General features: G+C 74.2%; 19 protein-coding genes. 4 read left to right on the forward strand and 15 right to left on the reverse strand.

Translation table 11 applies throughout. The annotated features are described in order from the left end of the window. The 6 genes from amrb99_RS35175 to nirB form a co-directional block, all read right to left on the reverse strand. The gene (locus amrb99_RS35175; RefSeq protein WP_190864450.1) at positions 1–885 is read right to left on the reverse strand and encodes an amidohydrolase family protein; all 885 of its coding nucleotides are present in this window, start codon (positions 883–885) and stop codon (positions 1–3) included. Positions 886–900: 15 nt separating this feature from the next. Continuing rightward, positions 901–1,422, reverse strand: a complete 522-nt coding sequence (locus amrb99_RS35180) for a gamma carbonic anhydrase family protein (RefSeq protein ID WP_190864453.1) — start codon at positions 1,420–1,422, stop codon at positions 901–903. A gap of 10 nt (positions 1,423–1,432) precedes the next feature. After that, entirely contained in the window at positions 1,433–2,029 is a 597-nt protein-coding gene (locus amrb99_RS35185) for a TetR/AcrR family transcriptional regulator (RefSeq protein ID WP_190864455.1), read from the reverse strand. Positions 2,030–2,048: 19 nt separating this feature from the next. Then, entirely contained in the window at positions 2,049–3,482 is a 1,434-nt protein-coding gene (locus amrb99_RS35190; RefSeq protein WP_347256982.1) for an MFS transporter, read from the reverse strand. An 85-nt stretch (positions 3,483–3,567) separates the two neighbouring features. After that, complete coding sequence (locus amrb99_RS35195) at positions 3,568–5,040, reverse strand: FAD-dependent oxidoreductase (RefSeq protein WP_347256983.1); 1,473 nt, start codon at positions 5,038–5,040, stop codon at positions 3,568–3,570. Continuing rightward, the gene (nirB, locus tag amrb99_RS35200; protein ID WP_277820142.1) at positions 5,037–7,541 is read right to left on the reverse strand and encodes a nitrite reductase large subunit NirB; all 2,505 of its coding nucleotides are present in this window, start codon (positions 7,539–7,541) and stop codon (positions 5,037–5,039) included. The genes amrb99_RS35195 and nirB overlap by 4 nt, the downstream gene beginning before the upstream one ends. A gap of 284 nt (positions 7,542–7,825) precedes the next feature. Here nirB and amrb99_RS35205 point away from each other — a divergent pair, with 284 nt between their 5' ends. The 3 genes from amrb99_RS35205 (at position 7,826) to amrb99_RS35215 (ending at position 10,012) form a co-directional block, all read left to right on the forward strand. Continuing rightward, the gene (locus amrb99_RS35205; protein ID WP_190864460.1) at positions 7,826–8,800 is read left to right on the forward strand and encodes a DUF3068 domain-containing protein; all 975 of its coding nucleotides are present in this window, start codon (positions 7,826–7,828) and stop codon (positions 8,798–8,800) included. Positions 8,801–8,901: 101 nt separating this feature from the next. Beyond that, on the forward strand, positions 8,902–9,261 hold the full coding sequence (locus amrb99_RS35210) for a hypothetical protein (RefSeq protein WP_190864462.1): 360 nt from the start codon (positions 8,902–8,904) through the stop codon (positions 9,259–9,261). A 124-nt stretch (positions 9,262–9,385) separates the two neighbouring features. Next, a complete protein-coding gene (locus amrb99_RS35215; RefSeq protein WP_190864464.1) occupies positions 9,386–10,012 on the forward strand; it encodes a DUF4232 domain-containing protein in 627 nt (208 codons plus the stop codon). 28 nt (positions 10,013–10,040) lie between these two features. Here the strand turns inward: amrb99_RS35215 and amrb99_RS35220 are convergent, their stop codons facing one another. The 5 genes from amrb99_RS35220 to amrb99_RS35240 all read right to left on the reverse strand — a co-directional run bounded on the left by amrb99_RS35220 (position 10,041) and on the right by amrb99_RS35240 (position 15,273). Beyond that, complete coding sequence (locus tag amrb99_RS35220) at positions 10,041–11,303, reverse strand: beta-ketoacyl-[acyl-carrier-protein] synthase family protein (RefSeq protein ID WP_190864466.1); 1,263 nt, start codon at positions 11,301–11,303, stop codon at positions 10,041–10,043. 205 nt (positions 11,304–11,508) lie between these two features. Next, complete coding sequence (iolB, locus tag amrb99_RS35225; protein ID WP_190864468.1) at positions 11,509–12,381, reverse strand: 5-deoxy-glucuronate isomerase; 873 nt, start codon at positions 12,379–12,381, stop codon at positions 11,509–11,511. A gap of 20 nt (positions 12,382–12,401) precedes the next feature. Beyond that, a complete protein-coding gene (locus amrb99_RS35230) occupies positions 12,402–13,292 on the reverse strand; it encodes an aldolase (RefSeq protein ID WP_190864470.1) in 891 nt (296 codons plus the stop codon). After that, a complete protein-coding gene (iolC, locus tag amrb99_RS35235) occupies positions 13,289–14,278 on the reverse strand; it encodes a 5-dehydro-2-deoxygluconokinase (protein ID WP_190864472.1) in 990 nt (329 codons plus the stop codon). The genes amrb99_RS35230 and iolC overlap by 4 nt, the downstream gene beginning before the upstream one ends. Beyond that, on the reverse strand, positions 14,275–15,273 hold the full coding sequence (locus amrb99_RS35240; protein ID WP_190864474.1) for a Gfo/Idh/MocA family oxidoreductase: 999 nt from the start codon (positions 15,271–15,273) through the stop codon (positions 14,275–14,277). Before amrb99_RS35240 ends, iolC begins: the two co-directional genes overlap by 4 nt. A gap of 143 nt (positions 15,274–15,416) precedes the next feature. On the opposite strand from amrb99_RS35240, the gene amrb99_RS35245 reads away from it, so the two are divergent. Continuing rightward, entirely contained in the window at positions 15,417–16,154 is a 738-nt protein-coding gene (locus amrb99_RS35245) for a UTRA domain-containing protein (RefSeq protein WP_190864477.1), read from the forward strand. 84 nt (positions 16,155–16,238) lie between these two features. Here amrb99_RS35245 and amrb99_RS35250 read toward each other — a convergent pair whose 3' ends face one another. The 4 genes from amrb99_RS35250 to amrb99_RS35265 form a co-directional block, all read right to left on the reverse strand. Then, positions 16,239–18,929, reverse strand: coding sequence for a sugar-binding protein (locus tag amrb99_RS35250; RefSeq protein ID WP_190864478.1), 2,691 nt, complete (start codon positions 18,927–18,929; stop codon positions 16,239–16,241). A gap of 49 nt (positions 18,930–18,978) precedes the next feature. Then, positions 18,979–19,773 (reverse strand): carbohydrate ABC transporter permease, encoded by a 795-nt coding sequence (locus amrb99_RS35255; protein WP_190864480.1) that lies wholly within the window; start codon positions 19,771–19,773, stop codon positions 18,979–18,981. Beyond that, entirely contained in the window at positions 19,770–20,744 is a 975-nt protein-coding gene (locus tag amrb99_RS35260; protein ID WP_190864482.1) for a sugar ABC transporter permease, read from the reverse strand. The genes amrb99_RS35255 and amrb99_RS35260 overlap by 4 nt, the downstream gene beginning before the upstream one ends. A 132-nt stretch (positions 20,745–20,876) precedes the next feature. Continuing rightward, complete coding sequence (locus tag amrb99_RS35265) at positions 20,877–22,232, reverse strand: extracellular solute-binding protein (protein ID WP_190864484.1); 1,356 nt, start codon at positions 22,230–22,232, stop codon at positions 20,877–20,879. Positions 22,233–22,281: the final 49 nt, after the last annotated feature.

Below are 22,281 nucleotides of genomic sequence, written 5' to 3' on the forward strand. Positions count from 1 at the left end.
CTATCCGGTGCCCTGGTCCGAGCCGAGGTCGTCCGCGATGCCGGGGTAGACCCGCATCGCGTTGCCGCCGAGGACGAGCGAGACGGTCTCCTCGTCCAGGCCGAGGCCGGCGACGGCACGGGCGTTGCGGGCGATGCCCGGGACGCCCGGCCAGTCCGTCCCGAACACGAACTTGCGGGCCAGCCGCTTCAGGTCGTGCCGGGCGTAGTACTCGGGGAGGCGGCGCGGCGGCAGCCCCGACAGCTCGATCCACACCCCCTCGCGGGACAGCGCGAGGAACGCCGCCGCGTCGTACCACCAGCCGCGCCCGCCGTGCGCCAGCACGAACGTCAGCCCGGGGAACAGCCGGAGGACGTCGTCGATCGGCGTCGGGTCGGCGTACCGGTTGGCCGAGCCGGGGAAGGAGCTGGTGCCGCAGTGCACGACGACCGGCACGCCCGCGTCCCGGCACAGCGCGTAGGCCGGGTACAGCTCGGGGTCGGCGACGGAGAACCCGCCGTGCACCGGGTGCAGCTTGAGCGCGACGGCGCCGAACCCGAGCTGGCGCTCTAGCTCGGCGTCGATCGGGTAGTGCAGGTGCGGGTTGACGTTGGCGACCGGCTTGAAGCGGCGCGGGTTGTGCTTGACGAGCGGCACCAGGTCCTCGATGGGCTGGTAGCCGGTGGTCTTGGGGCTGTACTCGCACAGCAGCAGCGCGACGTCCACGCCCTCGGACGCGAAGTAGGCGTCGACGCGGTCGGGGACGAGGGTGCCGGAGTCGTCGTAGAGGTCCTGCCAAGGGTGCGCGGAGCCGAACTCCTCGGCCCACTGCCGCCAGGCCGGGGGCAGGGTCGGCAGCCGCGCGGTGTGGACGTGGGCGTCGATGAGGGGACGTCCGTCGAGCATGTGCGCCTCCCCGCGTCAGTCCTCGATCAGCTCGAGCTCGGCGGCATAGCGGCGCCCGTTGGCGACGTACATCGCGACCGCCTCGGCGTGCCACTTCTCGTCGATGCCGCCGGGCCGGGGCTTGGCGGGGACGCCGAGGGCGGTGTGCCCGGACGGGACGACGGCGCCCTCGGTGACGACGGCCCCCGCGCCCACGACGGCGCCGGTCTCCACGCGGGCGCGGTTGAGCACGACGGAGCCGGACCCGACGAGGCAGCGGTCCTCCACGACGCAGCCTTCGAGGTGGGCGTTGTGGCCGACGACGCAGTCGGCGCCGATGACGGTCGGCCACGCCTCGGTGGTGTGCACGACGGTGCCGTCCTGGACGGACGTGCGGGCGCCGACGGTGATCGCGCCGTAGTCGCCGCGCAGCACGGCGCCCGGCCAGACGGTGGCGCCCTCGGCGAGGGTCACGGACCCGATGACGGTCGCGCCCGGATGGACGTACGCGGTCGGATGGATGTCGGGGACCTGGTCTCCCAGCGCGTAGACGGCCATGCGGCGGAGCCTACCGGCCGCCCCCGGCCGCGCCGCCGCCGAGGGCGCCCAAGATCGTCGAAACCAGCGTCTCCGCGGCCTCCGCGGCGTCCAGCCGCCCTTCGTCCACCTCCTGCGCGGCCGCGTGCATCAGCGTGTAGACGGCGGTGACCTGCCAGCCGGGCGGCGCGGCGGCCGTGAAGACGCCCTCGTCGCGGCCGCGCCGCAGCAGCCGCTCAAGGCGGGCGAGGACGGGGGCGTGCCGGTCGCGGACCCGCGCGGGTCCGAGCACCCGCAGCGCGACCGTCAGCACGGTGCGCTGCCGGTCCAGGACGCGCCAGGACGAGCGGACGAGGCGCGCAAGGGCCTCGTCCGCGCGCCCGGCGTCGACGTCGACGGCGCCGAGGACGGCGTCGGCGTCGGCCAGCGACCGGTCGAACAGGGTGTCCACGAGCGCCTCGCGGGACGGGAAGTGCCCGTAGAGGGTGACCCGCCCGACCCCCGCGGCCTTGGCGATCTCGGTCATGCTGGCCGAGGGGTCGCGGCCGAGGCGGGCGAGGGCGGCGTCGAGGATGGCCTCGATGTTGCGCTCGGCGTCGGCGCGGCGGCGCGTGGTCGCGGGGGTCATGGGATCAGCGTACGGGGCGTCAGTGCGCGAACACCGGGCCGTCGCCGAGGTCGGGGCGGCCCGGCGGCACGAGGACGAGGGCGAGCAGCGCGACGACGGCGGCCGCCACCCCGAAGGTCGTGAACGCGGTGTGGAAGCCGCCGGCGGTGCGCCCGCCTATGCTCGCGCCCGCGATGGCGGTCGCCAGCGCGATGCCGAGGGCCCCGCCGATCTCGTGGCCGGTGTTGACGACGCCGGACGCGAGCCCGGCCTCCTCGTGCCCGATCCCGCTCATCGCGGTCATGGTGGCGCTGACGAAGCCGGCGCCCGCGCCGACGGCCAGCAGCACGAATCCGGGGAGGACGTCGGGCAGGAGGTGGCCCGCCGCGGGCGCGCGCGCCAGCAGGAGCACCCCGGCCGCCGCGACGAGGAAGCCGGCGGCCGCGACGGGCCGGGTGCCGGTCCGGCCCGCCAGGTGCGAGGCGAGGTGGGCGCCGGCGATGGTCGCGACGGCGGCCGGGAGGAACGCCAGGCCGGTCTTCACCGCGGAGAACCCCAGCAGGTTCTGCAGGTACTGCGAGCAGAGGAAGAACCCCGACAGCAGCAGCGCGGACGCGGCCACCATGAGCACGTTGCCGGACGCGATCGTCCGGCGCCGCAGCAGGGCGGGCGGGACGAGCGGCGTGCGGACGGCCCGCTCGATCAGCAGGAAGGCGGCGGCGAGCACGGCGGCGGCGCCGATCGGGGTCAGCGCCCGGGCGGCGCCCCATCCGTGCTCCCCCGCCTGGACCAGGCCGTAGATGAGGGCGGCGGCGGCGAGCGTGGCGGTGACGGCGCCGCCTGGGTCCAGCGGGCGGCGCACCGGCGGGATGTGCGCCACGGCCGACGGCAGCAGCGCCAGCACCGCCAGCCCGACCGGGACGTTGACGAAGAACACCCACTTCCAGCCGGGGCCGCTGGTGAGCAGGCCGCCGGCCAGCACGCCCACGGCGGCGCCGGTGCCGCCGATGCCCGCCCACACGCCGAGGGCGCGGTTGCGCTCGGGGCCGTGGAAGGTGGTGGTGACGATCGAGAGGGCGGCCGGGGACAGCAGCGCGGCGCCGACGCCCTGGGCCGCGCGCCCGGCGATGAGCATCCCGCCGGTGGCGGCGAGGCCGGAGGCCAGGGACGCGGCGGTGAACAGCGCGAGGCCGAGCAGGAAGGCGCGCCTGCGGCCGATCGTGTCGGCGAGCCGGCCGCCGAGCAGCAGCAGGCCGCCGAAGCACAGCGAGTACGCGGTGACGACCCAGGTCTGGCCGCCGCGGCCGAGGTGCAGGTCGGCGGCGACGGACGGCAGGGCGACGTTCACCACGGTGATGTCGATGATCAGCATGGACTGGGCGACGCACAGCAGGACGAGGGCCCGCCACCGGTGGGGGCGGGGGGCCGGCGCGTCCGGGTGCGCGTGCGGCGGCGCGGTCGCGTGGTCGTGCACGGAGGCTCCTAACTCGAACACCATTGTTCGGGTTAGCGTAGCCCGGAAGGCCGAGAAGTTGAACAGGTTTGTTCGACTTATCTCCCTAGGCGTCCACCGACTCCTGCTCGTCGAGCCAGGACACGATCCCCTCCAGCGCGTCGCGGCAGCTCCCGCAGCCGGTCGCCGCGCGGGTCCGCCGGGAGACCTCGTCGGCGGTGCGGGCGCCGTCCTGCCAGCAGGCGCGGATCTGCCCCTTGCTGACGTTGTTGCAGTTGCAGACCGTCGCCGCGTCCGGCATCCGCACCGGCGAGGCCGCCTCGGGCGCGCCGCCGAGCCCCGGGAACAGCAGGTCGAGGCGCTCGGACGGCAGCGGCGACGCCCGGTCGTAGAGCTGGGTGAGCGTCCCGGCGGCGGACGTCTCGCCGAGCAGGATCGCGCCGATCAGCCGGCCGTCCCTGATCACCGCCTTCTTGTAGGTGCCGCGCGCCATGTCGCTGAACCGGACGACCTCCACGCCGTCGTCGTCGTCGCCGAAGTGCGTCTCCCCCATCGACGCCAGCTCGATGCCCGCCGCCTTCAGCCGGGTGATCTGCCGTGCGCCGGTGAAGCGCGCGGCCGGGTCGGTGCCCGCGAGCAGCCCGGCCAGCACCGTCGCCTGCTCCCAGGCGGGCGCGACCAGCCCGTAGACCTCGTCGCGGTGCTCCGAGCACTCGCCGATCGCGCGGACGGACGGGTCGCTGACCGAGCGCAGCTCGTCGTCCACGACCACCGCCCGGCCGATCGCCAGGCCCGCGTCGCGGGCCAGCGACACCTCGGGCCGGACCCCGCACGACAGGATGACCAGGTCGGTGTCCAGGACCTCCCGCCCGCCGTCCGGCAGCGCCAGCTCGACGCCGGTGACCGCGCGGTCGGCGCCGGTGCCGGCGGTGCGCAGCCCGGCGACGTTCGCCTGGACGCGGGTGCCGATGCCCAGGCGCGCGAGCGTCCGCGCCAGCACCTTGCCCGCGGCGGGGTCGAGCTGGCGCTCCATCAGGTGGCCGGCCAGGTGCAGGACCGTCACGTCCAGCCCCCGGCCCATCAGCCCGCGCGCCGCCTCGATGCCGAGCAGCCCGCCGCCGACCACCACCGCCCGCTTCGCCGACTCGGCCAGCTCGGAGATCCGGCGGCAGTCGTCGAGCGTCCGGAACACCAGCGCGCCGCCGGGCAGCCCGTCCTCCAGGCCCGGCATCGGCGGGACGAACGCGGTGCTGCCGGTCGCCAGCACGAGCGTGCCGTACCGGGTGACGGTGCCGTCGGAGGCGTGCACGGCGCGCGCCTCCCGGTCGACGCGGACGACCTCCACGCCGAGCCGGGCGTCCACGCCGTGCGAGGCGTACCAGGCCGCGTCGACCAGACTGATGTGGTCCGGCCTGGTCTTTCCGGCGAGGACGTTCGACAGCAGCACCCGGTTGTAGGGCCGCTGCGTCTCCGCGCCGAACACCGTGACGGGCACGCCCGGGTCGCGGGAGCGCAGCTCGCTGACGAACCGCGCCCCGGCCATCCCGTTCCCGACGACCACGATCCGTTCGCGGTTCACTTGACCTCCAGCGGCAGGAGCACGGGCTTGATCTGCTCGCGCTCGACCTCGAACTCGATGCTCGGGTCGGGGGTCTGCGGCGCGTTGACGAACGAGACGAACCGGCGGAGCCGGTCGGGATCGGCGAGGGTGTCGCGCCATTCGTCGGAGTAGGCGGCCACGTGCCGCTCCATGGCGGCGTCCAGCTCGGCGCAGATGCCGAGCCGGTCGTCCACGATCACCTCGCGCAGGTACTCGACGCCGCCGTCGAGGGCCTCCAGCCAGCTCGCGGTGCGCTGCAGCCGGTCGGCGGTGCGGATGTAGAACATCAGGAACCGGTCGATGGTGCGGATCAGCTCCTCGTCCGACAGGTCGGAGGCGAACAGGTCGGCGTGCCGGGGCCGCATCCCGCCGTTGCCGGCGAGGTAGAGGTTCCAGCCGTTCTCGGTGGCGATGACGCCGAAGTCCTTGCTCTGCGCCTCCGCGCACTCCCGGGCGCAGCCCGACACCGCCGACTTCAGCTTGTGCGGGGCCCGCAGCCCCCGGTACCGCAGCTCCAGGCGGATCGCCATCGCGACCGAGTCCTGCACGCCGTACCGGCACCAGGTGGAGCCGACGCACGACTTCACCGTCCGCAGCGCCTTGCCGTAGGCGTGCCCGGACTCGAACCCGGCGTCGACGAGCCGCCTCCAGATCTCCGGGAGCTGCTCGACGCGGGCGCCGAACAGGTCGATCCGCTGACCACCGGTGATCTTGGTGTAGAGGCCGAAGTCGCGGGCCACCTCCCCGATCACGATCAGCCTCTCCGGGGTGATCTCGCCGCCGGGGACCCGCGGGACCACCGAGTACGTGCCGTTCTTCTGCAGGTTGGCCAGGAAGTGGTCGTTGGTGTCCTGGAGCGCGGCCTGCTCGCCCTCCAGGATGTGCCCGTTGCCGAGGCTGGCCAGGATGGACGCGACGGCGGGCTTGCAGATGTCGCAGCCCCGCCCGCGGCCGTGCTCCTGGACGAGCTGGGTGAAGCTCGTGACCCGCCCGCCGCGGACGATGTCGAACAGCTCGGCGCGGCTGTAGTCGAAGTGCTCGCAGATCGCCCTGCTGACCTCGATGCCGGCGGCGGTCAGCTCGGCGTCCAGGATCCGCTTCACCAGCGGGACGCAGCTGCCGCAGCTCGTCCCGGCCTTCGTGCAGCCCTTCACCGCGCCGACGTCGGAGAGGGACTCCGCCGCGATCGCGCCGCGGATCGTCTCGGCGGTCACGTTGTTGCAGGAGCAGATGACGGTCGCGCCGGGCAGGTCGCCGCCCGCCGCCTCCGTCCCGCCGAACAGCATCTGCTCGGGGGCGCCGGGCAGGTTCCCGCCGACGTAGGCGCGCAGCGTCCCGTAGGACTCGGCGTCGCCCACCAGGACGCCGCCGAGCAGGGTCTTCGCGTCGTCGCTGACCACGAGCTTCTTGTAGACGCCGGCGACCGGGTCGGTGTAGGTGACGCCGAGCGCGCCCTGGTCGGGGCCCGCGAACGGGTCGCCGAAGCTGGCGACGTCGACGCCCATCAGCTTCAGCTTCGTCGACATGTCGGCGCCCTCGAACGCCGCGGTGCCGCCGGGGTTGAGCAGCCGGTCGGCGACGACCTCCGCCATCGAGAAACACGGCCCGACCAGTCCGTACACCGTCCCGCCGACCAGCGCGCACTCGCCGATCGCCCAGATCGCCGGGTCCTCGGTGCGGCAGGCGGCGTCGACGACGATCCCGCCGCGCTCCCCCACCGGCAGCCCGCAGCCGCGGGCCAGCTCGTCGCGCGGCCGGATGCCCGCGGAGAACACCACGACCTCGGCGTCGATCCGCCGCCCGCCGGCGAGCGCGATGCCCGCGACGGCGCCGTCCGCGCCCGCCTCCAGCCGCTCCATCGGTTCCCCGGCGTGCACGGCCATGCCGAGGGCCTCGATGTGGCGGCGCAGCATCGCGCCGCCGCCCTCGTCGAGCTGGCGCGGCATCAGCCACGGCGCGACCTCGACGACGCCGCTGCGCAGCCCGAGTCCCTGGATCGCGCGGGCCGCCTCCAGGCCGAGCAGGCCGCCGCCGACCACGGCGCCGGTCGCGCGGTCCCGGGCGTAGTCGCGGATGGCGTCCAGGTCGTCGATGGTGCGGTAGACGAACACGCCGGGCAGGTCCCGGCCCTCCACCGGCGGCACGAACGGCGCCGACCCGGTGGCCAGCACCAGCGCGTCGTAGCCGACGGTGCGTCCGGCCGAGGTCGTGACGGTGCGGGCGGCGCGGTCGATCGCGGTGACCCGCTCGCCGGTGACGACGGAGACCTCCGCGCCGTGCGCGGGGTAGGCGAGGTCGGCGCCCTCCAGGTGGGTGGTCAGCGCCACCCGGTCGTAGGCGGTGCGCGGCTCCTCGCCGATGACGGTGACCTTCCACGTCCCGGCGGCGTCGCGCTCGCGCAGGGCCTCCACCAGCCGATGCGAGGCCGGTCCGTGGCCGACCACGACCAGGTGCATGTCCGGTTCGTTGCGGGCTTCCATGGCTTGATCCTCGATAAGCCGTATTTCCCGTATGGGTCCCGAACGTCACCCGCGCGTTAACTGGCACTCACATCGGCAGGCCCGGCGGGGTGGGCGGATCCGGCCCGCCGGACCGGGCCCCGTCGCGGGCACAGGCGCGGGCGGGCGCGGCTGGGCGCCCGCACAAATTTTCGGTTTCCCGACCATATCCATTCATTTCGGCGCCTTCTTGGCGGACGATGTGCGGACCGGGCGCGGCGCCCGGCCATCGGGGCGAGGGAGCAGCGAAGGACGAGGAGGCGGCATTGCGCAACGTCATCGGCATGGCGCTCACAGGGCTGGGCGCGTTCCTCCTGATCACCGCCGTGCTGGTCCGGTTCTACGTCGCTCCCCGGCTGATCGCCGCGCCGACGGACGTCTACCAGGTCACCCGCCTGCGCGCCGACAACGCCACCTACTTCGACGCCACGTCGGCCAAGCAGGTCACCGGCGCGACCGTCGTCGCCACCAACACCGTCCGCGGCGACGTGACGTCGTCGCACGGCGACATCGCCGTCTGGGACTCGGCGACGATGATCCAGGACGTCGGGCGCCGCACGACCATCGAGATCCAGAACCAGCGGGTCGCGTTCGACCGCCGCACGGGCATGCTGAGCGGGTGCTGCGGCGCCTCGGTGAACGGCGACGTGTCGGCGCGCCAGTCGGGGCTCGGGCTGTTCTGGCCCGTGGACGCCACCAAGAAGACCAAGCCGGTCTACGATCCGGCGACGCGCCGGGCCTGGCCCGCCGTCTACGCCGGCGAGGAGCGCGTGCACGGCATCCGCGCCTGGCGGTTCGTCCAGCACATCCCGAACACCAGGCTGCAGGGCCAGGACCTGCCGAACGTCCCCGGCGAGCTGCTCGGGCGCGCCAAGGGCGCCCCCGCCGTCCCGGTCGACCGCTACTACCAGGCCGACGGCACATACTGGGTGGACCCGCGCACCGGCAACCCGATCGACCAGGAGCAGAAGGTGCTGTCCACCCTGCAGCCGAGGAGCGGCCCGGGGCGCCTCGTCGTGGGGCAGATGGACCTGCGGATGACGCCGGAGTCGCAGAAGTCGCTGCAGGACACGTCGGCGGACGGCGCGTCCAAGATCAACCTGCTGCGGATCGCCGTCCCGGTCGGCTCGGCGGCGGTCGGCGCCGTCCTGCTGGCGGCCGGGGCCGTCGTCGGCCGGGCGGGGCGCCGGCGGGCCCCGCGCAGCCGGCAGCCCGGGGAACCCCTCGCCACCACGCGCTGACCTGCCCGTTAAGTCCGTGATGTGGGGGTACATCCCCTAGGACGCCCGGGCCGGCCCGGTCCGCCGCGCCGGCCGCACATCCATGAGGGAAGGGGGACCCGATGGGCGGGCAGAACCATCCGATCCGCGGCGAGCACAAGTACGACCGCCGGATCACCGCGCCGGACCAGCACGAGGAGCGGCCCGGCCAGAGCCTGGTCACCACGGACCACGACGTGATCCGCCAGTGGGCCGACGAGCGCGGCGCCGAGCCGTGCAGCGTGCCCGGCAGCGACTACGGGGGCAGGCCCGGCCGGCTGCTGTTCGACTTCCCCGGCTACGGCGGGGAGAACCTGGAGCACATCTCCTGGGACGACTGGTTCCGCACCTTCGACGAGCGCGAACTCGACTTCATCTACCAGGAGCACAAGAAGAACGGGGCGCAGAGCAACTTCTTCCAGCTGGAGAACCCCGGCCGCTGACCCGCCGCTCCGCCCGCACCGGGCGCGCCCCGGTGCGGGCGCGCCCCGCCGCGTCCGGGACGGGGACGATCGCGAATCGCGAGATTTGTGGATCTTGAGGGCGCGTTCCGGCGTCCGAGTACCCGTGACGACAGAGAAGAAGAGCCGCGCGGCCGTCCTGGTCCTGACGGGCGTCGCGCTCGGCGCGGCCCTCACCGGATGCAAGGTGGGCGACACGGGCACCGCTCCGGGCGGCACCAGGACGAACGCCGGGACCGGCACCGCACCGGCGGGCGGCCGCACCGCCGAAGGAGCGGGCGGCGACGCCGGATCGGGTCCGGGCTCGCTCGCCCGCTGCCACACGCGCGACCTCGCGGCGCGGGTCGGCCGCCTCGACGGGGCCGCCGGATCGCGGTCGACCAAGATCGTCCTGACCAACGCCTCCGGCCGCGCGTGCCGGGTCTACGGATGGCCGGGCGTCGGCATCGCCGTCGCGGACGGGTCGGCGCTGCCGAGCAGCGACCAGCGGGTGGGCGGCCCGCCTCCGCACCTGGTGCTCCAGCCGGACGGGCACGCCTACACCGAGATCGACTGGGCGGCGCCGGGCGCCGCCGACCCGCAGTCCCGGTCGGAGGCCGCGCTGCCGGGCCTGCTGACGGTCATCCCGCCGGACGAGACCCTGGCGCTGCGCGTCCCGTGGTCCTTCGGGCCGGTGGCGGAGCAGGGGAACTTCCGGGTGACCCCGCTCAAGCCGGGCAGCGGACCGGCCTGACCCGCCGGCGCCTCACCCCGGCGCGTCCTCAGGCCGGGGTGAGGACGAGCGCGGCGTCGTGCCCGCCGAACCCGAACGAGTTCGACAGGACCGGCGCCGACGCGGGGATCGCGCGCGCCTCGCCGTGGACCACGTCGATCAGCCCGGTCTCCGCGTCCGGCCCGGCGAAGTTCGCGGTCGGCGGGACGAGCCCGGCGGCGCCGCAGCGCAGCGCGACGATGGCCTCCACCGCGCCGCCCGCGCCCAGGATGTGGCCGGTCACGCCCTTGGTCGCGGTGACGGGCGGGGCGTCGCCGCCGAAGCAGCGGTCGATCGCGAGGGCCTCGGCGCCGTCGTTGCCGCGGGTCCCGGTGGCGTGCGCCGACACGTGCCCGATGTCGCGCGGGGCGAGGCGCGCGTCGGCGAGGGCCGCGGCCATGCAGCGGGCGGCGACCCGGCCGTCCTTGCGCGGCGCGACGATGTGCGCGGCGTCGCTCGCGGCGGCGTACCCGGTGACCTCGCCGTGCACGCGGGCGCCGCGCGCGGCGGCGCGGTCGGCGCGCTCCAGCACGAGGAACGCGGCGGCCTCCCCGACGACGAACCCGTCCCGGTCAGCGTCGAAAGGGCGGCTCGCGGTGTGCGGCGCGTCGTCGCGGCGGGCGAGCGTGCCGATGCGCGCGAACGCCGCCATCACGAACGGCGTCAGGATCGCGTCGACGCCGCCCGCCACGGCGGCGTCGATCCGCCCCGCGCGGATCGCGAGGGCGGCCTCCCCGATCGCGGTGGCGCCGCTCGCGCAGCCCGTCGAGTACGTCGGGCACGGCCCCTCGCACCCGTGCCGGATCGAGATGTTCGCGGCGGTCGCGTTCGGCATGATCATCGGGACGGCGGGGACCGGGACGCGGTGCAGCGTCCCCGCGTGCTCGTGCCCGCCGAGCGCGACCACCGACGCGAGGTTCGCGGCGGCCGTCCCGACGTACACCCCGCGCCGCCCCGGCGCCGGGGCGTCCGGCCCGCGCAGGGCCGCGTCGGCGAGCGCGTCCTCGGCGGCGGCGACGCCGAGGCGCGTCATGCGGTCGAGGCGCCGCAGCTCGGGACGGGTGAAGTAGCGCTCCTCCTCGAACGGCTGCGCGGGGCACCCGTAGGAGACCGCCGCCCCCGCCTCCAGCAGGTCCTGGACGTGGACGGCCTGCGACTTCCCGGAGAAGACGGTGGCGACGACCTCGTCCGGGGTGCCGCCCGCCGGGCTCTTCACGCCGAACCCGGTGACCACCACCCGGGGAGTTCCGTCGGCCCGGCGCGCAGCAGTCATCCGTCACCTCGCGGTCGTCTGGGAAAACGCAAGGATTGGAAGCTAGCCGCCCTCCGCGCGCCGCCACTTGGCCCTCCGGGCACATTTCTCGCGGGTGTTTTTGTCACCGCCATGCGAGAACTCCGGAAACGCCTTCACGGCGGTACGGATCAGGGGACGCTGGTGCTTTTCCGTTTCCGGGGAGCGGGACTTCGGCGCGGTTCCGTCAGCGTTCGCGGCCCGCGGCCGACGTCATGGGCAGCCGCTCGTCGGCGTTCTCGGCCGCCCAGGTGCCGCGGACCCAGGCGTGGGCCGGGTCGTCGCAGATCCGCCAGGCCCGCTCCTCCCCCGGCCCCGCCATCACGTTCAGGTAGTACAGGTCGTAGCCCGGCACCGCCATCGACGGGCCGTGCCATCCGTGCGGGATCAGCACGACGTCGCCGGTGCGGACCTCCTCCAGCACGTCGATCGGGCGCTCCGCGGTGCCGTACACCCGCTGGTAGCCCATGCCCGGACGGCCGTCGGGACCGTCCGCGACCTCGAAGTAGTAGATCTCCTCCAGCACCGACTCGGTCGCCGTCTCCTCGTCGTGCTTGTGCGGGGGGTAGGACGACCAGTTCCCGCCGGGCGTCAGCACCTCGCAGGCGATCAGCCGGTCGGCCTCGAACGCCTCCGGGGTGCAGAAGTTGTTCACCTGGCGGCTCGCCGCCCCGGCGCCGCGCAGCTCGACGGGCACCCCTTCGGCGGGTCCGTAGCGCGGCGGAAGGCGGCGCTCGCAGCGGGCGGACGGCAGCGCGAACCGGCCGCCGTCGCGCGACGACACGACCACCGTGGCGTCGCGCGGCGCGTAGGCGAAGTCGGTGACGCGGGAGAAGACGTCGGCGCGCCCCCGCAGGTCGAACGGCACGGCCTCCTCGCCGGGGACCGTGACGGCGGCGCGGCACGATCCGGCGAGCGGCAGGACGAGGGTCTCGGAGTCCCCCGTCTCGACGGTCACCTCCTCGCCGGGGCCGAGCGTCACGACGCGCAGGCCCGAGTACGTCCACCCGGCGTCCGCCGGCGCGATGTCCACCCCGGTCGTTCCGTCACCCCAGGTCATTCCGTCCTCCTCGCGGGGGTTCACAGCGCCGCCACCGCGGCGTCGACCGCCGCCGCGACGTCGCCGCCCGGCGGGTACAGCAGGCTGCGGCCGATGACCAGGCCGCGGACGGTCGGCAGCTTCAGCGCCTCCCGCCAGCCGGCGAGCGCGGCGTCCGGGTCGGCGGACACCTCGCCGCCGAGCAGCAGCGCGGGCAGCGTCGAGGCCGCCATGACCCGCTCCATCTCCGGCACGACGGGCACCTTGAGCCAGGTGCGCGAGGACGTGGCGCCGAGCCCGGAGGCGATCGCGACCGCGCGGATCATCGCCTCCGCCGTGAGCTCGTTGCGGACGCGCCCGTCCTCGCCCCGCGCCGACATGAACGGCTCGACCATCGCCATCAGGCCGTGCGCGGCCAGGTCGGTCACCGCGCGCCCGCACGCCTCCAGCGTCCGCGCGGTGGCCGGGTCGGCGGGGTCGACGCGCAGCAGCATCTTGCCGCCGTCCAGCCCGGCCGCCGCGATCGCGGGCGCGCTGTAGGCGGTGAACCGGTCGTCGATCTCGAACGACGCGCCGGCGAGGCCGCCCCGGTTCATGGAGCCGACGGCGAGCTTGCCGTCCAGCGCGCCGAGCAGGAGCAGGTCCTCCAGCACGTCGGGGGTGCCGAGCACGCCGTTCACGCCGGGCCGCGCCAGCGCCGTGCACATCCGCTCCAGCAGGTCGCGGCGGTCGGCCATGGCCAGCGGGTCGGATCCGGCGCGCAGCGCGCCGCGCGCCGGATGGTCCGCCGCAATGATCATCATGGGGCCGGACGCGCCGGGCGGGCCGGCCGGCCGCACCCGCCGGGCGGCGGCGCGCGCCACCGCCTCCGGATGCGCCGCCCGGACCTCGGCGAGGGCGGCGTAGCGTTCCGCGAACGTTCCCGCGCTCACGCGGTCACCTCACTTCCAGGGCCCGGCGTCCGCCGGGCGGCGAGCAGCCGCTCGACCTCGTCGGCGGCGGGCATGGCGTCGGCGCAGGCCAGCCGGGACGCGACGATCGCCCCGGCGGCGCCGGCGAACCGCACGATCCGTTCCAGGTCCCAGCCGCTGAGCAGGCCGTGGCAGAGGGCGCCGCCGAACGCGTCCCCCGCGCCGAGCCCGTTGACCACCTCCACCGGCGTCGGCGGGACCTCGACGACGCCGTCCGCGGACGCGGCGAGGACGCCGCGCGGGCCCTGCTTGACGACGGCGACCGACACGCCACGGTCCAGCAGCGCGCGGGCGGCGGCGCGCGGTTCGCGCTCGCCGACGGCGACCTCGCACTCGTCGAGGTTGCCGACCGCGACGGTCGCGTGCCGCAGCGCTTCGCGCACGCGCGCCCGGGCAGCGTCCGGCGACTCCCAGAACATCGGCCGGTAGTCCAGGTCGAGGACGGTGGTGCCGGGGTGCGCCGCGAGCGCGGCGACCGTCGCCTCCCGGCTCGGCTCCTGCGACAGTCCGGTGACCGTCGCCCAGAAGATCCGGGCGGCGGCGATCGCGTCCAAGTCCAGCTCCCCGGCGCGGATCTCCATGTCCGGCGCCTTCGGATACCGGTAGAAGTACAGCGGGAAGTCGTCCGGCGGGAAGATCTCGCAGAACGCCAGGGGCGTCGGCAGGCCGGGCACCTCGGTGACGAACCGGTCGTCCACGCCGTAGCCCTTCAGCGCCGCATGGACGAACCGCCCGAACGGGTCGGCACCGGTGCGGGTGATGACCGCGCTGCGGCGGCCGTAGCGGGCCGCGGCGACCGCCACGTTGGTGGCGCTGCCGCCCAGGTACTTGCCGAACGTCTCGACGTCCTCAAGCGGAACCCCGACCTGCCGCGGGTAGACGTCGACGCTGACGCGGCCCATCGTGATGAGGTCGTGCGGCACCCCGCCCTCCGGCGCGGCCGTCATCGGCGCACCTCCTCGATCGTGACGGTGCGCCGCTCGCGGCGGGAGATCCCGCACGCCTCCGCCACGTAGAGCGCCTCCAGGCTCTCCTCGGGCGGGCACGGGCTGGCCGTGCCGTCCGCCACCATCAGGGCGAACGCCGCCAGCTCGGCCGCGTAGGCGTCGGCGAACCTCTCCAGGAAACCGGTGTGCGCGGGACCGGCCGGGCGGATGCCCGCGGCCGCCGGGGACAGCGGCGTCCCGTCGTCCAGCCCGGCGACGACGCCGCCCTGCGAGCCGAGGACCTCCAGCCGCACGTCGTAGCCGGCCGCGTTGTAGCGGGTCGCGGACACCAGCGCGAGCGTCCCGTCGTCCAGGGTCAGCACGGCCGCGCCGGTGTCGACGTCGCCGGCCTCGGTGAAGACCGGCGACCCGCGGTTGGCGCCGGTCGCGGTCACCTCGGTCACCTGGCGTCCGGTGACGAACCGGACGGCGTCGAAGTCGTGCACCGAGCAGTCGCGGAACAGCCCGCCGGAGCCGGGGATGTAGTCGTCCGGCGGCGGCACCGGGTCCAGCGTGCAGGAGCGGACGGTGTGCACCCAGCCGAGCCGGCCCGAGGCCACCGCGTCCCGTGCCGCGACGTGGCCGGGGTCGAAGCGGCGTTGGAAGCCCACCTGCACGGGCACGCCCGCGCCGCGGACCGCCTTCAGCACCTCGATCGTCCCGGCCAGGTCGGGCGCGACGGGCTTCTCCACGAACACCGGCATCCCGGCCTCGACGGCGCGCACCACCAGGCCGGCGTGCGCGTCCGTCGGCGCGGCGACGACCAGCGCGTCCAGTCCCGCGGCGAACAGCGCGCCGACGTCCTCGGCGGCGCGGACGCCGAGCCTGCCGGCCGCCTCCCGCGCCCGGCGCGGGTCGGCGTCGGCGACGACGACCTCCGCGACCCCGGGCAGCGCGCGCAGCGTCTCCGCGTGCGCGCTCCCGATCCGTCCCGCTCCAGCGAGCCCGATCCTCATCGCACCCCTTCCGGCCGTGAATCGCGACCGAGTCTCATGGAACGATCCAACATCTGTCAACACTATGTCCTGACATAAGGACTTAAATATCTCCGGACGGCAGTGGACTAAGCTGCGTCACACCCCCGAGAAAGGAGCCCCGCGTGCACGGACCGACGGTCACGCTGGACCGCGGCAGCCCGGTGCCGCTGTACTTCCAGGTCGCCCAGCAGCTCGAGGCGGCCATCCGGTCCGGCGAGCTGCCGCCCGGCGCCCGGCTGGACAACGAGCTCGACCTCGCCGCCCGGTACCGGCTGTCCCGGCCGACCGTCCGGCAGGCGATCCAGCACCTGGTCGACAAGGGGCTCCTCGTCCGCAAGCGCGGCGTCGGCACCCAGGTCGTCCAGTCGCAGGTCCGCCGCCCCATCGAGCTGACCAGCCTGCACGACGACCTCGCCGCGGCCGGCGCCGAACCGCGCACCCGGGTGCTGGAGTTCGGGCCCGCCCCGGCGGGCGACGAGGCCGCCGAGCGGCTCGGCGTCCCGGCCGGGACCGAGGTGCTGCGGCTGCGCCGGCTGCGGCTCACCGGCGGCGAGCCGCTGGCGCTGCTCACCAACGTGCTGCCCGCCGGGCTGATCGACGTCACCGCCGAGCACCTCGCCGAGCACGGCCTGTACGAGACGCTGCGCGCCGCCGGGGTCAACCTGCGGATCGCGCACCAGACGATCGGGGCGCGGGGCGCGACCGCCGCGGAGGCGCGGCTGCTGGACGAGCGGAGCGGCACGCCGCTGCTCACCATGACCCGCACCGCCTTCGACGACAACGGCACCGCGGTCGAGTACGGCGACCACGTCTACCGGGCCGACCGGTACTCCTTCTCCCACACGCTCGTCGGCCGCTGACCGGGCCGGCGTGCCCCCGCGCGCCGGCCCGGCCCTCGGCCGGATGCCGCCGCGCCGGGCGCGAGCCCGGCGCGGCGGCGCCGTTCACCGGCTCAGCCGGGCGATGCTGCTCGCCGTGCCCCCCTTCTTCGCCTCGAACGCGACGGCGAGCAGGCCGCTCGCGCCCGTGACGGTCACGGACTGGGAGCCCGCGCGCTTCACCTCGACGGTCTTGGTGCCGAGGACCTTGCCGTCCCAGACCGTCACGTGCGCCGTGCCGGGACCGGTGGCCTGCAGGCTGAAGGTCGCGGACCCGCCGGACACCGTCGGCCGGCCGGCGATGCGCGCGCTGTCGGAGCGCGGCGCCGCCGGGCCGCCCGCGAGCGGGATCCCGGTGCGGACGGCCTGCTCGATCGACTCGGGCGAGTTCACCGAGGCCGCCGCGTCGGTCGGCATCACCGGCGCCGGCGGGGTGGTCGGCAGGCTCGGGTCCGGGGTGTAGCCGGGCAGGGTCGTCTGGCCCCACCGGTACGGGTCGCCCTGCACGCCGCCCCAGGTCGACCAGCCGATCCGGGTCTGGCCGGTCTTGTCCTGGGTGTCGGAGTCGTAGACGAAGACGTTCAGGCCCATCCGCGCCGGGTCCACGGCGGTCGGCAGGTCCTTGAACGGGATCTTCGCCTCGATGGTGTAGCCGTCGTAGGGCTGGTTCACCGTCGCGGCCACCTGCATGCCGGGCGCCGCGTCCGCGCCGCCCTGGTGGGCGTCCGCGTCGCGCTCGAAGCACGGCTTGCCGTCCGACATCTGCGGGAAGATGCCGGTCTTGAAGGTGGTCGAGGTGTTCTCCGAGTCACCGCGCGGGTCGATCCCGATCTCCACCGAGTCGGTGCGCCAGTGCCGCTTGCAGTCGTCGGCGCCGAGCACCGTGCCCTGCTTGTCGTCGCGGACCTTGACCAGCACGTTCAGCGCGTCGTCGGTCCAGGTCACCTTGCCGGTGGCCGAGCAGTCGTCGGCCGACGCGCAGGCGTCGCCCTCCCACACCCGCGACAGGTTCAGCTCGGCGCCGGCGTACTCGCCCGGCTCCTCCTTGCCGTCGATCTTCGGGGCGGCGGACGCCTTGGGGATCTCGGCGACCGGGACCAGTTCCAGCGCCGCCGTCTCCACGTCGGCCGGGCCGGACGACGGGGTGGTGGTGATGGTGTAGTCGAAGTCGCCGCCGGAGCCGCCCTGGTTGGAGGTCGGCAGCGAGGCGTCGGTGTTGGTCACCTTGAAGGTGGCCGTGCCCTTCGCGCCGGCCGCGAGGGTGTACGGCTTGGACGCGGCGTCGGCCGAGAAGCCCTTCGGCAGGTCCAGCTTCACCGTGCCCGACTGCGCGGACGAGGTGGTGTTCGCCAGGTCCACCCGCACGTCGCGCGACTTGCCCGACCCGACGGTCAGCACCCGCTTCATCTGGCCGATGAGGGCGGGCACGCCGGTCTTGGTGGCCCAGGTGTCGAAGTCGTCGACGCGGGGCAGCGGCTGCTGCTGGCCCGTGACCGGCGGCTGGACGTTCACCATCGTCGCGGTCTGGCCCGCGGCGCGGCCGGACGTGAGCTTCGCGGAGATCTGGGCGCGGCCGACGGAGGCGCCGGCGGGCGGCGTCACCTTGAACGTCGCCGTGCGCTCGCTCGACCCGACCTTGCCCAGGTCACCGTTTCCTGTCACGTTCCAACCGGACGGCACCGAGAGCGCGGCCCGCGCGTTCTTCAGCTGCTCCGGCGCGCTCGCGTGCGCCGTCACCGTGAACGCCGCGCCGGGCGTCACCCCGTACGACTGCGTCGTCAGGAAGAACCGCGTCCCGAGCGGCAGGCCGCCCTTGCCCGGCGTGACCGCGCCCTCCAGCGGAGCCGACGGGTCGGTGTTGCCGAGCGTGAACGGCACGCGGCTCGCGATCTGCGTGAGGTAGTCGCAGCCGATCTTGGACGGGTCCGACGGCGCGTCCGGGAACCCGGCCCAGCCCTGGCTCACGTACAGCCGCTGCGCCTCCCGCTCCACCTGCGCCCACGTCTTGCCGCCGTTGCGGGCCGACGCGCGGCCGCCCCACACCCCGTACGCCACCGACGCCGGCGTGCTGGGGGTGACCTTGGCGGCGCACTCCTGCCCGGTCGGGCCGGACGCCCCGCCGCCCTGGAACAGCCGTCCCGGCGCCCAGGCCTTCAGGCCTTCCTTACTGAGCTGCGTCGGGAAGGCGTTGGGGTCCGCGGCGGCGTAGTACGCCTCGGTCGCCAGCCGCGCGGCCTCCTGGTGGTTGCCGTGCTGGCCGGGCAGCGGCGCCGGGTTCATCGTCACGATCACCTTGGGCCGGGTCTCGCGGACGATCCGCACGACCTTCGCGAGCGTGTCGTCGTGGCCCCAGGTGTCCTCGGTGAGCGGCGCGCTCACCGTGTAGTAGAAGTCGACCTTGTCGAGGTTGTGGACGTCGGTGACGCCCGCCTTGCCGACCGCGCGCCGCTCCTCGTCCTCGCGGAGCAGGCCGAGCGCCGGGCCCTCCTCGGTCCCCGCGGCGTTGCCGCCGCCCTCGCCGCGGGTGACGGTCAGCACGCCCGTCCGGGCCTTGTCGAACTCGTTCCACTGGCCGAGCGTCGACAGGGTGCCGGACTCGTCGTCGGGGTGCGCCCCGACGAACAGCACGTCCAGCCGACCCTGTTCCGACGTCGCCGTGGACGGTGCCGTCCGCGCCTGCGCGGGCGGGCCGGCCAGCGCGATGGCCGAGCCCGCCAGCGCGGCGGACAGGACGGCGGGTAGGGCGAGTCTTCGCATGAACTCTCCTGTTCCGTTGCGGGGCCGCTGGGGGGCGGCCCCGGACTCCCTACTCCTTGATGGCCCCCGAGAGCATCCCTGCAATGAACCGCCGTTGCAGGAAGACATAGACGATCACGATGGGCGCGGCGATGATCAGCGCGCCCGCCATGAGCAGTGCGTAGTCGGTCTTGTGCGCGCCCTGGAAGAACGACAGCCCGAGCGGCGCGGTGCGCAGCCCCTCGTCGGAGTTCACGATCACCAGCGGCAGCAGGAACTCGTTCCAGGTCCACATGGTGATCAGCACGACCATGGTGAGGATCGCGGGCCGGCCGATGGGCACCAGCACCCGCCACAGGGTCGTCCAGCTCGACGCGCCGTCCATCCGGGCCGCCTCCATCAGCGAGGGCGGGACGCTGCGGAAGTAGGCGCGCATCCAGAACGTGCCGAACGCGACCGACATCGCGACCTGCGGCAGGATCAGCCCGGCGTAGGTGTTGTCCAGCCCGGCCGAGCGCAGGTCGAAGTAGAGCGGCACGACGACGGCCTCGGTGGGGATGGTGAGGCCCGCCAGGAACAGCAGGAACACCGCCCCCGCGCCGCGGAAGCGCATGACGCCGAGCGCGTACCCGGACATGATCGAGAAGACGCTGGCCAGCACCACCGTGACGGCGGTGACGACGACGCTGTTGCGCAGGTAGGCGGCGAAGTGGCCCTCGGTCCAGGCCACCCGGAAGGTGTCGAACGACAGCTCGCCGGGCAGCTTCAGCGCCTGCGCGACGATGCCGATCATCGGGAACAGGGCGATCACCGCGAACAGCGCCAGTACGGCGTGGTTCAGGATCCGCTCGTAGCGCCTGCTCATTCGCCCCTCCCCTCGACGAGGCGGCCGATGCCCGCGGTGATCGCGAACGCCAGCACGGCCAGGGTGACGCCGATCGCGCAGCCGAGGCCGACCTCGCCGGTGTTGAACGTGCGGTTGTAGACCTCGTAGGCGGGCACCTTCGTGGAGTCGCCCGGGCCGCCGGCGGTGGCCATGTAGATGAGGTCGAAGTTGCGCACCGCCATGATCGTGGTGAGCGTCAGCGCCACCGACAGCTCGCGGCGCAGCCCCGGCAGGGTGACGGTGAAGAACTCCCGGATCGCCCCGGCGCCGTCGATCCGCGCCGCCTCGTACAGCTCCCGGGGGATCTTCTGCACGCCGGCCAGGAACAGCACCAGCGCCAGGCCGATCTCCACCCACGTGCCGACGAGCCCGATGGCGGGCAGCGCGAAGGTGAAGTCGCCGAGCCAGCCGTGCCGCCAGTCGGGCAGCCCGATGTCGTGCAGCCAGCCGAGGACGGTGTTGACGGGCCCGTGCGTGGAGTACACCCACTGCCACGCCACGGCGACCGCGACCATCGCGATGACCTGCGGCATGAACAGCACGGTGCGGAAGAACGTCAGGCCGCGGATCTTCGTCCTGGACATGATGGCGACCAGCACGAACGCGATGCAGCACGGCAGGATCGCGTAGAACACGATCAGGATCAGCAGGTGCCCGAACGCGCCTCGCAGCGTCGGGTCGGTCCAGGTGGCGGTGTAGTTGGACAGCCCGGCCCAGGTCGCCGGGCCGATGCCGTCCCAGTGGTAGAGGGAGAACTGCGCCCCCCGCACCAGCGGCCACAGCAGGAACGCCCCGTACACCGCCAGGGCCGGCAGCACGTACAGCCAGCCGACGGAGCGGGGCTCCCCCGGCGGCCGGGACCGGGCCCGGCGGCCTGCGGGCCGCCCGTTGCTCGTGCCGGGCGCCTCGGGCCCCGGCTCGGGGGTCTTCTGCCGCGCGACGGTCGTCATCTGCGCGCTCCTCGCTGTCACCTCGTCGGCGCGGGCCGCCCTCGCGTTCCGCGCGGGGCGGCCGGTGCCCCGCCGCCGCGCCGGGGGTGCCGGGCGGCGGCGGGTCCGGCGGTCACGCCGGGCCGGTCGTCACTACTTCTTCTTCTGGAAGGCGGTGTAGTCGTCCTGGGCCGCCTTCATGGCCTCCTGCGCGGACTTCTTGCCGGCGACGACGCCCTGCAGCGGACCACCGAACGCGTCGGTGAACGTCGGGGTCGTGTAGTCGATGTAGGGGGTGGTGCCGTCGTTCTTGCTGAGCTCGGCCCAGGCCGTCGACACCTCCTTCATCAGCGGCTTGTCCGGCTGCGTGGTGGCGGGCAGCACGGGAAGGCTGCCGGCCTGCACCGCCACGTTCATCGCCTCCGGCGAGGTGATGAAGTTGATGTAGGCGGCGGCGACGTCGGCGTGCTTGGACTTGGAGGTGATCGACCACGGCAGGCTCTCGCCGCCCATGGTCGCCACGGGCGCGCCCGCCTGCGGCGCGGGCGGCAGCGCGAAGCCGACCTTGTCCTTCATCCGGTCGTTCAGGTCCGGCGCCCACCAGGTGCCGCCGAACATGAACACGCCCTCGCCCTTGGCGAAGTTCACCGGGGTGTCGTCCCACTTCACCGAGTTGGAGTCCTTGGTGAGGTAGCCCTTCTTCGCCCAGTCCGCGAGCTTCTGCGCGGCCTGCACGTTCGAGGCGTCCGTCCAGGAGCCGCCGGTGCCGAACACCAGCTTGCGGACGGCCTCCTTGCCGGTCGCGGCGTCCTGCAGGATGCCGTACAGCTGCATCGCGGGCAGCTTCTCCAGGTTGCCGAACGCGATCGGCACCTCGCCCTTGCCCTTGGCGGTGGCGAGCGCCTGCTCGAACTCGTCCCAGGTCTTCGGCGGCTGGATGCCGAGCTTGGCGAGCTTCTCCTTGTTGTAGTAGAGCCCGACGATCTCGCCGTTCAGCGAGACGCCGTACAGGTCGCCCGACCCGATGAGCTTGCCGTCCTTGGTGACGCTGTTCAGGTCCAGCAGGCCCTTCGGGTACCGCTTGGACCACCCGTACGCCTGGTCGTAGGCGCCGAGCGGCAGCAGCATGCCGTCCTTGACGTACTGGGCCATGGCCGCGTAGCCCTGGTTGGCCTCGACGACGTCGGGCGGGGTGCTGCCCGACAGCGCGAGCCGCAGCGTCTTCTGCAGGTCGCTGAAGGAGCGCGAGACCCGCTTGATCTTCACGTTCGGGTACTTGGCCTCGAACTGGGCGTTGAGCTTCTCGATCTGCTCCTTCAGGCCGCCCTGGACCTCCTGGTCCCAGACGGTGAGGGTCACGTTGCCGGCCTTGGCGACGTCGGTGCTGACCGCCGCGGGCGCCTTGCTCGCCGGCTTGTCGTCCGACGAGCCCGGCGCGCAGGCGGCGGCGAGCGCGGTCACCAGGGCCGCCGCCGCGGCGACCGTGCTCCGTCTCATGAGCGTCGGCATTCCTGCGGCTCCTTTCTGTGCTGCTGTCCCGTGCCGGCTCGGGGGCCGG

It is taken from the genome of Actinomadura sp. RB99 (genome assembly GCF_014706005.1).
In the GTDB taxonomy this organism is placed as follows: Bacteria; Actinomycetota; Actinomycetes; order Streptosporangiales; family Streptosporangiaceae; genus Spirillospora.